Origin of the sequence: Aetokthonos hydrillicola CCALA 1050 (assembly GCF_017591665.1) — a bacterium.
Lineage (GTDB): Bacteria > Cyanobacteriota > Cyanobacteriia > Cyanobacteriales > Nostocaceae > Aetokthonos > Aetokthonos hydrillicola.
The window spans coordinates 18286-30196 of sequence record NZ_JAAKGC010000085.1 but is presented as its reverse complement, the minus strand read 5'-3'; the positions used below and the strand labels follow the sequence as shown (position 1 = coordinate 30196).

Here is an 11911-nt window from a genome sequence, read left to right as displayed (position 1 = left end):
CCACAGGGAACAACCAATCTTCCAAATCAATAAACTTATTGAAATAGGCTTTGCGTGACTTGTTCAGGAAGAGTTCCCGCCTACCTAGCCGTATCGCCTCGGTGATACCTTTGTCATCAAACAGATGGGTATAAACCTTCTCTATCATCAACTTAGTAGCAGAAACAGTCATCCCATAACCCATGGTTACTACCATCTGGATTCCCTCAGCCATTAATTGGCTACCCAGACTAGTTTGCCCAGAGCGATCGCTTGTTACTTGGTGAGTGTATTGTGCTGAGTAACCCTGTTCATCAGACTGACAAGCATGGAAGAAACACACAGGAATTCTTTTGTCAATTAGCAAATCCTTTAATTCCTTCGCATCAACTAGATCTGATTTACCCTTGCTTTCCCCTTCCAAAAACACAAAAGCCTTTACCCCGTCGTAGGGCTGGAAATGATAACGCCCCCACCTTTCCTGATAGATGTAGCGATTCGCCACTCCCTCTTGCACCTGCCCATAGGTCATCAGTGACATACGAGTATCAAAATGTACAATATGGTAATACCCTACTCCCTTTTGTTCTAAATGCTGAGATAGTGCTTGATAAGTACCAGGAGAGAGGAACTCCACATTAACCCGTAACTGCCTATTCTTAATAGCCTCAATCAGGGGACGGGATATCGTTCGAGAACCCACATCATTTTCTTCATCTGGTCGTGCTACTACTACTAACACATTAATTACTGGAGATGGTCGCGTGGATGCTGATAGACTAGGATGTGCAGGTTGACTATTTTTGCGCAGTATTATGCAGTCTACCGCTAAAGGTCGTGGTAAATCAGGATCACGCAATGCTTCCCAGTGCAAAGCATGAAATTCTGGTGTTGTAGCAACAATTTCAAATTGTAACTGACTTAAGCTAGCAGCCCGCCGCTTCTGATATTCACCATAAGCTTGTTTATCTTGAAACAGTTGTTGAAATAGTCGTTCTCCGTAAGTTCGGATGCTACTGGCTACCTGCTGTGCCCTCACAATGTCTCGAAAAGGAGATACCATCCAGCCTTTAAAATACCACTCTAGTTGCTTTTCCTCTTGAGTTGTGAAAGGCTCGGTAATTACAACTGGATATTCTCTTCCCTCAAATACCAAGCTGGCATGAAATCCTAGATCGGTTTTCCCTTGTTCTCGAATCGAGATGACTGCCATAGGATTGCGGTTTCACAGGTGGACAATATATACTACTACACCTATAACGAACAGTTGGGAAGGCAAAATTTCCTTATCTTTATTTTATGCACAGACGGCGATCGCTTTCCTTAACGTTGGGGTTATTTTTGAGATAATCGTCCACCTACAAATAATTTGTATATGGGACGCGGGCAAGATGCCCGCACTACAATAATTTTAGGTTTTCCTCTTATACAAGGGAGCTACCCATCAACTTAACAAACTTGATCTGTTAGGAATTAATCAATCTACCACTAGGGTAAGTTGCAATTTCTTGGGTAGCGTTTTCAGCAACAGCAGCCGGAATTTCTTCTGATGACTGGGTTTTAGCTGCTAGATAATCTTTCTGTAGTTTGTCCAATATCTGTTCTCGTTTGTCATACAAACGCTTCAAAGGACGAGGCTGGCACTGGTTCAGAATGTAAGCTGTGACTAAAGGCAATGCGATCGTGCTATCTGTGTAACAAACAATCGTGCTAGGTAACTCTTCTGGATCTATTTTCCCCCAGCTAACGGCTTCGCTAGGTGTCGCACCAGATAAACCTCCAGTATCTGGACGTGCATCGGTAAATTGTACAAAGAAATCGTGTCCTCGTTCTTCAAGTCCTAGTACTTCGTGAATTTGTGGTTGGGTTTGTAGTAGAAAGTTTTTGGGACTACCACCGCCAAGAATGACTGCGGCGCTTTTTCCTTCTTGTTCCCGTGCATTGTATGCGATCGCCGCCGTCTCGTTTACGTCAATTGAAGGATCTAATATCAACTTAGAACCTTCTAACGACAATGCAGCAACGTTCATTCCAATAGAACTATCTCCAGGAGAAGAAGTATAAATAGGAACTCCACACTCATAAGCGGTAGCGAGTAAACAAGAATGCTTAACTCCTAATTGCTTTTCTACTTCTCGAACATACTTACCCAGCAAATAGTGAAACTCTGCGGTTCCCATTCTCTTCTGAAATGGTTCTGCTTGAAGAATCTTGCGAATAAAGGCGTCTGTTTCTAAAAGCACATCGTAACCGAATATGATATCATATATACGGATTGTGCTTTGCTGACGAAGCTTTACGTCATCCAAAAACGGATTGCCTGCGAACAATTCAAAACCTAACCCGTAATGCATATCGTGGTAAAGATTAGCACCAGTACTAATCATCCAATCAATAAAACCATTACGAATTAGAGGTGCAAGCGCAGACACACCGTATCCTGCTGGTGTCATTGCACCAGAAAGACTCACTCCCACCGTTACACCTTCGGTTAAGATCTCTCGACTCAGCAAATGGCATATCTCCCGCAACCGTGCTGAATTGTATGCGGTAAAGTAATTATCAATTAAATCAACCACCCCAATAGTAGATGACATGGGCGCTGGTACAATTTTTTTGCCTAGTTGTTTTGACATTCTTTGCGAGTCCCACTTAAATACACCGAATACAATCCTATCAAAGACATACTTTCTTACGGGGGGAAAGTGAGCAAAGAAGGAACTTAAAACTTATGTATATCTACTGCTAGTTAATTGTTTTGTCGTAAAAAAACTTCCTTGTCCTCCAAGTCTTGCCAACACCTAAAAGTAAAAAAACCTACCCTTGTGAGCTACACTCTTTTCATTACAAGTCGTTTATTCGTGATTAATGTCGATTAATTCTCCGAAAATTGCCTGTTCTCTCACTGCTTCATAATCTTGAATATTCTCATTTAGTGAAAGCATTGCCTCTAGTGTTCGTGCTTCTTTTGGCGTCAAATCTTTCCGCTCTGCCGCATAGACAATTTCCCCAGCCATCATCAGCCTTGATTCTAAAGGTATATTGTTTTTAATACCTGTCTGTATTCTTTCTTTGATGCTATTGAAAATCTTCTCCATTATCTAATTCCTCCCTAGTTAAAGACACCACTCTTCCGTTATTAAACACCAGTTCTATTTTTTGCAGGAGCTTTTGTGTATCCCAAACCAACGCTCTAGTTATCCCTTTATTGATCTCTTGAATGTCGGCCTGAGTATTTATATGATAGGCTACATTAGGAGCGCGTTTCTTAGCTATCGCTACCCCTCGTTGAAATGCGTTGCTGATATTGACCGCCTCTGGACTCAGTTCCTTAAATTCCCAGATTTCACCATCAATTTCAGCATCAGGTGTCCTGATACCCAATGTAGCTTGCTCACTCAATAACTTTACCCGTCTGCCAAGTTTGGCAAAGACAAGAGCCACAAACCGCTCAGAATCATTGGTGTTGTGGTATTGATGAATCAGTACAAACCCACCAGTATCCTCATCATAATAATAGCGCTCAGACTCTGGTGCTTGGTTGTAAATTTCCCAACTTTGCTGGATATAGCTTAGCTCCACCGTTGCTCCATTCTACAAACCAAGCAGTATAGTTCACATTAGTTTATTGCTGCAATTGTCTCATGAGTTGTTAGCGAGATTGAGAAAAAATTAATAGTAGTGGATACCAACTTGTTTAAATCTTTGCAAAGCTTCACCCAATCGATCGCACTCAGCAATCAAACTGATCCGTACATATCCCTCTCCACCAGATCCAAAAGCGTTACCTGGAGTAACAACTACCCCAGTTTTCTGTAATACATCAAGAGCAAAATCAGTAGAACTGACACCAGATGGAGTCTCAACCCAAAGATACATTGTAGCTTTGGGTTTGGTTACATTCCAACCCAACTCCCCAAGCCCTTGAATGAGAAAATCTCGACGGCGGCGGTAGCGCTCTTGTACTTCTTTTAAGTAAGTATCTGGTAGTTGCAAAGCGGCTTCTGCTGCTGTTTGCAAAGCAGCAAAAATACCATAATCTAAATTAGTTTTTAGTGTTCGTAACCCTTGAATAATGTGGGGTTTGCCTACTAAAAACCCGTCTCGCCAACCCGCCATATTGTAGGTTTTAGACATGGTGTGAAATTCTACACCGATTTCTTTTGCGCCTTCGATTTCTAACAAGCTAGTTGGTTGATAACCATCGAAAGCTAATTCGGCATAGCACAAATCATGCACAAGCAAAATTTCGTATTTGCGAGCAAAAGCAACAATGTCTTTAAAGAATTCGCGGGGTGCAGTGGCTGCCGTGGGATTACTGGGATAATTGAAATAGAGTATTTTTGCTTGTTCGGCAACAGAATCAGGAATTGTGGCTAAGTCAATTAACCAGTCATTTTCTGGTTTTAAAATTATACTGTGAACCTTAGCCCCAGCAATGACTGGCCCTCGAAAATGCGCTGGATAAGCAGGAGATGGTACTAAAACTAAGTCACCAGGATTCAGGTACGCGATCGCTAAATGACCTAATCCTTCTTTAGAGCCTAGTAGCGGTAAAGCTTCGCTATCTGGCTTTAACTCCACATCATAGCGGCGACGATACCAGTTAGTGATCGCACAACGGAAACTCGCCGTACCCTCAAAAGGAGGATAGCCGTGATTAGCAGGATCTTGCAAAGCTTTAATTGCAGCTTCTACCACTGGCTGCGGTGTCGCACCATCGGGGTTTCCCATCCCCAAATCAATTAAATCTAGTCCTTGTTCCTTAGCTTTAGCTTTCAGTTCATCTAAACGAGCAAATACATATGGTGGCAATTTTTGTATACGTTCAGATGGAGCGATCCAATTTAACATCATCAGAAAACTCTTCCCCCTCCTCCTTGATAACTGGCGTCAAACCCGATTGAGCGCGACTAATTTCTATTGGTGCAGTAGTGGAAACCATAGCTGCCATTAATTGTTCAATAGCGACTTTAAAAGGTAACCTATGGATATCTGAATTAGGCGCAAGCGTAACTTCAGCAGCCCGTCGCAGTTGGCTTAAAGTTATATCATCCAAGTGTAGATCGCCTAAATTTTTAGGTAATCCAATCTCTGTATAAAACTTTAATAACTGTTGCCGTGCAGCCGCCGCCAGCTGATTACCTAGTATCATCTCTTCTAAGCGCAACTGCACCAAGATTCCATAAGCAACTTTTTCACCATGAATGCTGCTACCTCTAGAAATTTGTGTTAGACCATTATGCACTGCATGGGCTGCAACTGTGCGACATTGTGCTCCACCAAGCCCACCAATAACACCAGCAAGTAAAATCGTCGCGTCTACAACTTCTCGCCAAACATCGCTTCCTGGTTGTTGAAGTGCAGCGACAGATTTTTGGAAAAGAATATCTCGCAAAACTCGCGCTTGTTGTACCGCAGCAATAATTAAGGTTTGTTCTAAGTGTCCACTACTCACTGACGCTTCGTACCACTTGGCGATCGCATCTCCAATACCAGCAACCAAGGTACGTTGTGGGGCAGTTTGAATCAAATCATAGTCAAGTATCAGTAAATCCGGACAGCGACTCAGCGGCACATCGTAGAGAAATACTCCCTCATCAGAATACACGTTCGACAGAGCAGTCCAAGCTGCACAGGTAGCTGCTGATGTAGGAATTGTCACCACTGGTAAGTGCAACTGATGCGCCAATAATTTTGCTGTATCCAGTGCTTTTCCACCACCTATACCAATAATCACATCAGCTTTATGTTCTTTTGCTGCTGTCTTTAAAGCTTTTAAGCTGGCTTCGCTACAATCAGGAGTGTAAGATGATTTTGTAAATTGAAATTCTTTTTCTACTAAAAGTGGCTGTAGAGTTTGTTTTACAAGACTTAGTGTATTGTTCCCCCCCACAATCAAGGGACGACTTCCCAAACTAGCAATGCTTTCTAACGCTATTGTTAAAATTTGAGAACCACGGATGACTTTTGCTGGCGCTACCGTCAAAGTAAATATGGTACTAGACATTTGTGTAGATAACTTTTCCTTTGAGGGATTACTCATAGAATTTTCGTAGTAAAATATATAATATAGATTGTTTAACTACAAGGTTTATAACCTCATAGTTAGCAGTCTAATAACTTTTTCCCAATGGATATTATTACTTATTTATATCCTAACAAAATATTATAAAGATTGTAAATATTGTATTGCTCTACACAAAATATCAGTCGTCTGTTGGATACAGGGAAGATTTTTTCTTGCCATATGCAAGATATCTACCCCTTGTATCGCTAATTCTAGGCAGTAGGTTTAGGCAGTTGGGCAAATTTGTCTTCGTAAATTTCACTGAACATTTGTGAATCTTCACGACTGACGAGCGATCGCTTTATTTGACCTAGGTAAAGTGGAACAGAAAGTCCCGGTTCTGGATGGATAATTGTACGCGCTCGAATAGTTAGTTGATTATCTTCTAGCGTACCTTGGCGTCCAAAAGAATACAGATCACTAGCCGCTTGACGTAGAGTTGCTTCTAATTCCGTAGGTGTAATTTCGGTCGGAATTTGAATGACTGTTTGTGTTGCTCCATTGTCATAAATTAAATGATAGCGCACTGCACCAGGAATGATCGTGCGGGACAAGGGTGCTAACGACAGAGCAAACAAACCACCGGTTAAAACCAGCATAAACCCACTTACACCCACCAGGCGAAAACGAACACCCCATTTAAGAGTAAAAGCTAAAAGCGCCAGGGCAGCAAATACCAAAGTTGCAATACCCGACCATTGGGTGTACTGGAGAAAGTCAGATGGTTGAAACATACACAGATAGCTACTTTGGTGTTTTCTTAACTGATAGACTTATTTTACCAGTACTGCCCTAGTTAGAAACACTTTGTTTGATGGTTACCAAATGATTGATCACGACCGCTTATTTAAACAACTTCTAGGTAATTTCTTTCCTGAGTTTATGGATTTATTTTTTCCTCAGATTAGTGCAGCCTGGGAACCAGAGTCAATCCACTTCTTAGAGCAAGAAATTTTTACCGATTTGACTGAGGGAGAAAAGAAAATCATTGATTTAATCGTGCAAGCCTCATTCAAAAATGAGGATGCCTTGTTTATCATCCATACTGAACATCAGTCCTACTCTCAAACGGATTTTAATAAGCGGATGTTCAAATACTTCGCTCGTCTGCACGAAAAGTACGGTCTCCCCATTTACCCTATCGTCATTTATTCCCACGATACACCCATTAAGCCAGAACCAACTTCCTATCACTTAGAGTTGTTCGGTAAGACTGTATTACAATTTAATTACGAGGTTATTCAGCTAAATCAATTGCATTGGCAGGAATTTGTCAACAAAAGAAATCCCGTAGCTAGTGCTTTGATAGCAAAAATGCAGATGGCTAAAGCTGAGCGTCCTAGAGTTAAGTTATTATCATTACAATTACTTGCTAGCTTAGGACTAAACCCTGCACAAGTACAGTTGATATCCGGGTTTATTGACACGTACCTCAAACTAAACCCGCAAGAAACAGCACTGTTTAGCGAGCAACTTGCTAGCATTGAACCAAGACAACAGGAGGGAGTCATGCAGATTGTTACCAGTTGGATGGAACAGGGTATCGAGCAGGGTATCGAACAGGGTATTGAACAGGGGAAGCAACAAGAAGCTGTTACATTAATTTCGCGTCTACTCAGCCGCCGTGTTGGGGCGCTGACTCCCCAACTACAAGAGCGCATTCAAAATCTATCAACTAGTGAATTAGAGGATTTAGGTGAAGCTTTACTAGATTTTTCTTCGCTGCGGGACTTAGAAAATTGGTTTGATAGTAAGTAATATAAAGATTCTTTACCCTTTGATGCAGTGATTCTGTAAGGTGTGTTAGCTCCGAGAGTACGGCACCCGAAGCTGTCTGTCATTACCATTTCTCCTTGCTCATTAATTCAATTTAATTCAAAAGCTCGTTATCGCGGTTCTATCAATTGTTTTAAATATAGATAAGGGCATCTACAAGAGATGCCCGTTATGTAGGAACCCACCGGAAAGGTCAATTCCTACACCTTCCCAACAATCAGCAACAGTAAATAATATGGAATTGTCCACATTATCTATCACAAATGTGACTGTACTAATTTTATTAATTTGTCAATTTAGTTACAGCAGTGTATACACTGCAAATTCTTTTCAAACTGTACTTATGTTATAAGTATTTTTAACTACTTTCTTAATCAGTACAAAAGATAACGCAGTAAAGCTATGCTTTAAAAGCGCTAAAAAGCTCCCACAGTAGAAGTTCGTTCTCTTTACTTTGTTGTGCTAGATAGTGATTCGCGACGATTGTAGCAATAGGTGACTCCAGCAATAGCAGATACAACTATCCACGAAAGTGAATTCAAACGCACATCGTATAAACTAACGTCTACAGTGTTAAATAAGACTAAACTCACAACAATCAAAAGATAACTGAAAAGTATTAGTTTATCTTCTGTCTCTACATTTAACTTTTGAAATAGTTTGACTCCTCCAATAAAGATCCAACCAATTAAGCTACAAAATAAAACAGTATTTATAAGTCCAGTCTCGCAAGATAGCATAAGAAACAAGTTATGGGGATGACCTAACCACTCATGGGTTCGTGCTAAGTAAAGTGGAGTAAAATTGCGTAAACCCCAACCAGTTAAAGGACGTTGTAGAGTTAAAGCCCAAGCAAAATCCCATTGAGTTGCGCGAAGTGATCCTACCGCCCTATTAGGATATAACTGGTCATTTAGCCGCGCCCAAAAGAAAACAGGAACAACTTTACGAAATAATTGAGCAATTGGTAACGGTGCGAAAGCAGCCAAAAGCACTGTAGCAACAACACCAGCAACCCCAGCTACAAGAATGCGCCAGCCTTGGTAAATTGCATAAACTAAACAAGCAAAAATAGCGATCGCCCAAGCATTCCGCGAATCAGTTAAAATCAAACCCACGAAATCCCCAATCACCGCCATTGTCAAAAACAAAAACGGAAAAAGGGAAGATATTTCCCTAAATTTCTTGTTTGCTCTTAACTGCTGATAGCTTTCCAACCACAACCCAAACCCAAGGATAAAAACTATCAGTAGATAACCAGCCAAGGTATTAGCATACATGAAAACGGAGGCCATACGACCAGGAGGGTTTCCGCCAGACAAAACCACCCAACCAAACACACTTAAAAAACTTTCCAATTGCTTTGAGCTAGCCCATCCCAAAAACAACTGTCCGAAGCCAATAATAATCACTGGCACAGACATGACCACCATAATCCAGGATAATTGGCGCAATTGCCGCATTGTCTGAATCAGAGTACTGTAAGCACCAAAAACTACAAAGTAAGGCACGAAATTAGATAAGCCGATAAAAGACTCTTTTTTGTCGTAGGCAAAGCAAGAGGTAATGATCAGCAATACACTCAAAAGAGCAAATCCTAGAATTTGACGGCGGCGAATAATTGCCTCGTATCGTCGCAACCAAGTTACTATGACTGCCGCAATTAAACCCACTAGCCCTAACAATGGACTTAATGGAAAAACTACCAGTCCTAGTTGGACAAGGTTCCAAGGAAATTGCAGCCGAGGATCAGGATGCTGGGAAAAAAGCAATTTTTTAATTGTTATTTGTTGCATGCTTGTGAACAGACTACTTATTAAGTGTTTGTTTTTAAGTTGCTCCTGATTTTAAGTGTCAGAAACCCGGTTCCTTTAAGAAACCGGGTTGTGATCAGTCGAATTGTTGCGGATTACTATCATTTCTAATGACTATTTTCTTCAAGCAAACTCCCAACACTCCTCACGAGTGAGACGAATTTGAGCTAAAGTAAAGATAGTAGGAATGATACGACTATAGTTGGTAGCGATCGCTCTCCACCCTAAGTCTGCAAAAAACCAACCCCACATTACTGGTCCTAAAAAGGTAAAAACACCGCGCACAAGCCCATAACGAGCTGCACTGACAGCCATACCTTCTCGTGCCATTTGCAAGGCTACATAATTTTTAAACTGCGATGTTGCTATTGTTCCACCTTGAATAGCAGCTTCTTTGGCAACTTGGTATGTAGCAAAATGTATTGCAAATTGACGAGCAATTTGTTTAAGCAACAAAGGTTTAAGTATAGATGTGACGGCGATCGCACTACCACCTTTAACCAGTAAACTTAAGGGATTACGCTGTAATGAAAGTGGCAGCGGTTGTGTTAAATCTGATTTAGCTAGGTGATGCTGTATACGCTTATTCAATTTTTCTTTGTCTGTTTCTGGCAATTTTTTCCACACTAGCCCCAGTAAATGCAAAAACACCTCTGATTCTAAATCCACGGTGGAGAGAGCATCAGAATAGGAAATTTTAAGATACTTACATACTTGAATTAATACTTGCCGATACGTTACCTGGCTTGTGCGTCCTCGCAGCACCGTCATTCCATCTGCTGCTAAAAAACGAAATCGACTTTCTAGTGAGTCTAGCCAAGCTTGACGATCTTGGCTTTGGACTTCTATAGGTTCAGGTGTATGAAGATAATCTAGAGGATTAAACTTACGACTAAACAGAATTGCTGTAAGATCTTGCAATTCATCTTCAGTCGCTAGCTCTAGTGCCTCCCTCAGTTCATCCAATTTCCCTTCCTCCCTTCCATACAGCTTTGTCTGTACCTTATTCTACTACTAGGATTGGGCATGGGACATGGGGCATGGGGCATGGGGCAATGGGCAAGAGTGCCCAGCAAAAGAATTAAATTAGTAAATCTTGACCAGAAAGGAAGTCAATACTGCATTTGATTTACGTTTTCTTCCTTCTTCTTACCCATTACCCTAGTCCCTCCCTATACCCCATGCCCTATGCCCATTGCCCCATGCCCATTTACATCTTGCGAAGACCTATTTCCAGACCTTGACAAACCCCTGTGAGAAAATCGAAGTTTAAGGTAGCAATGGTGTCGCAGGGTTTGTGGTAGTGAGGATTTCGTAAGAATGCTGTATCCGTTATCATCATTGCTGGATAACCTTGATCCCAGAAGTGAGCATGATCGCTGAGCCTTGTTTGTGGGAGTATTAAACCTTTATTCGGCACAGGTAGCCACTCACTTGCTATTCCAGATTGGCGGATGTTTCGACTTAAATGAATCAAATCAGGAATTGTTCGTAGATTGCCCAGCAAAGCAATAAAATTGCCACTGTTAGGGTAAAAGCGTCCAAGAAAGGCTGGATAGCGTTGTGAGCCGGGAGTATTATCCCAATAACCAAGCATTTCTAGAGAAATCATTAAGCGTAAAGGCTGCTGTTGCTCTCGTAACTTAGCTGCATACTCAGAAGCACCAGAAGGACCAATTAAACCGTATTCCTCCATATCAAAAGCAACTAGCCGCACAGGATATCTCATCGGTTTTGCAGCAAACACTCTTGCTAATTCCAGCAGCACTGCCACTCCTGTGGCATTATCATCAGCACCTGGTGTTCCAGGTACGGCATCATAATGAGCACCAATTAAAATGGGTGGCAAATCCCTCTTTTTGTTGTGAGTCGAGGAGGAATCTGGAGGTAAATTTAGAATGATGTTATTAAACGCCTTGCCCTTGACATGAAAGGTGTGGATTTCCACACTTCCCGATTGTGCGAATTCTTGGTGAATATATTCTTGGACAAAAAAGTGTCCAGCCGAAGCTAGATAAGGATCGCGCTCGCGGGCTATCTGAGTTAGGTGATTTTCTAATCGGTGTTTTAAATTCAAATTTATAAAAAAATTAACTTAAATACCTGGAGAACCCAAAACAAGAAAACTAACCGAAACACATAGTGACTCAACTTCTTAGGCAGACCAATCTTAGTCAGTGTTATCCTAGTGTTGCGACTAGCTTCAATTGCACGAATTCAAGCAGTCACTTTTTTTTAAGAGGAAGCTAACTAAATTAACCTTTAACAAATC

The 11911-nt window shown here is 41.3% G+C and carries 11 protein-coding genes; 1 reads left to right on the top strand and 10 read right to left on the bottom strand.

The window, feature by feature from the left end:
* The 7 genes from G4P69_RS28735 to G4P69_RS28705 form a co-directional block, all read right to left on the bottom strand.
* On the bottom strand, positions 1 to 1192 hold a 1192-nt coding region (locus G4P69_RS28735; protein ID WP_208352886.1), incomplete at its 3' end, for a CHAT domain-containing protein.
* Between the two features lie 253 nt (positions 1193 to 1445).
* The gene (locus tag G4P69_RS28730) at positions 1446 to 2615 is read right to left on the bottom strand and encodes a homospermidine biosynthesis protein (RefSeq protein ID WP_208352877.1); all 1170 of its coding nucleotides are present in this window, start codon (positions 2613 to 2615) and stop codon (positions 1446 to 1448) included.
* Between the two features lie 219 nt (positions 2616 to 2834).
* Positions 2835 to 3077: a hypothetical protein gene (locus G4P69_RS28725; RefSeq protein WP_208345107.1), complete on the bottom strand. Its 243-nt coding sequence runs from the start codon at positions 3075 to 3077 to the stop codon at positions 2835 to 2837.
* Positions 3058 to 3561: a CdiA C-terminal domain-containing protein gene (locus tag G4P69_RS40310; protein WP_208345108.1), complete on the bottom strand. Its 504-nt coding sequence runs from the start codon at positions 3559 to 3561 to the stop codon at positions 3058 to 3060. The genes G4P69_RS28725 and G4P69_RS40310 overlap by 20 nt, the downstream gene beginning before the upstream one ends.
* 90 nt (positions 3562 to 3651) lie before the next feature.
* The gene (locus tag G4P69_RS28715; protein ID WP_208352874.1) at positions 3652 to 4836 is read right to left on the bottom strand and encodes an aspartate aminotransferase; all 1185 of its coding nucleotides are present in this window, start codon (positions 4834 to 4836) and stop codon (positions 3652 to 3654) included.
* Positions 4808 to 6025 (bottom strand): iron-containing alcohol dehydrogenase family protein, encoded by a 1218-nt coding sequence (locus G4P69_RS28710; RefSeq protein WP_208343515.1) that lies wholly within the window; start codon positions 6023 to 6025, stop codon positions 4808 to 4810. Before G4P69_RS28710 ends, G4P69_RS28715 begins: the two co-directional genes overlap by 29 nt.
* A gap of 236 nt (positions 6026 to 6261) precedes the next feature.
* Positions 6262 to 6783, bottom strand: a complete 522-nt coding sequence (locus G4P69_RS28705) for a Ycf51 family protein (protein ID WP_208343517.1) — start codon at positions 6781 to 6783, stop codon at positions 6262 to 6264.
* Positions 6784 to 6874: 91 nt separating this feature from the next.
* Between G4P69_RS28705 and G4P69_RS28700 the strand changes: the two genes are divergently transcribed.
* Positions 6875 to 7807 (top strand): DUF4351 domain-containing protein, encoded by a 933-nt coding sequence (locus G4P69_RS28700; RefSeq protein WP_208343519.1) that lies wholly within the window; start codon positions 6875 to 6877, stop codon positions 7805 to 7807.
* A 467-nt stretch (positions 7808 to 8274) separates the two neighbouring features.
* Here the strand turns inward: G4P69_RS28700 and G4P69_RS28695 are convergent, their stop codons facing one another.
* The 3 genes from G4P69_RS28695 to G4P69_RS28685 form a co-directional block, all read right to left on the bottom strand.
* A complete protein-coding gene (locus G4P69_RS28695) occupies positions 8275 to 9621 on the bottom strand; it encodes an O-antigen ligase family protein (RefSeq protein ID WP_208343521.1) in 1347 nt (448 codons plus the stop codon).
* Between the two features lie 141 nt (positions 9622 to 9762).
* Positions 9763 to 10605 carry a YaaW family protein gene (locus G4P69_RS28690; RefSeq protein WP_208343523.1) on the bottom strand — a complete coding sequence of 281 codons (843 nt, stop codon included), beginning with the start codon at positions 10603 to 10605 and terminating at the stop codon, positions 9763 to 9765.
* A 244-nt stretch (positions 10606 to 10849) separates the two neighbouring features.
* On the bottom strand, positions 10850 to 11716 hold the full coding sequence (locus G4P69_RS28685; RefSeq protein WP_208343525.1) for a M28 family peptidase: 867 nt from the start codon (positions 11714 to 11716) through the stop codon (positions 10850 to 10852).
* Positions 11717 to 11911: the final 195 nt, after the last annotated feature.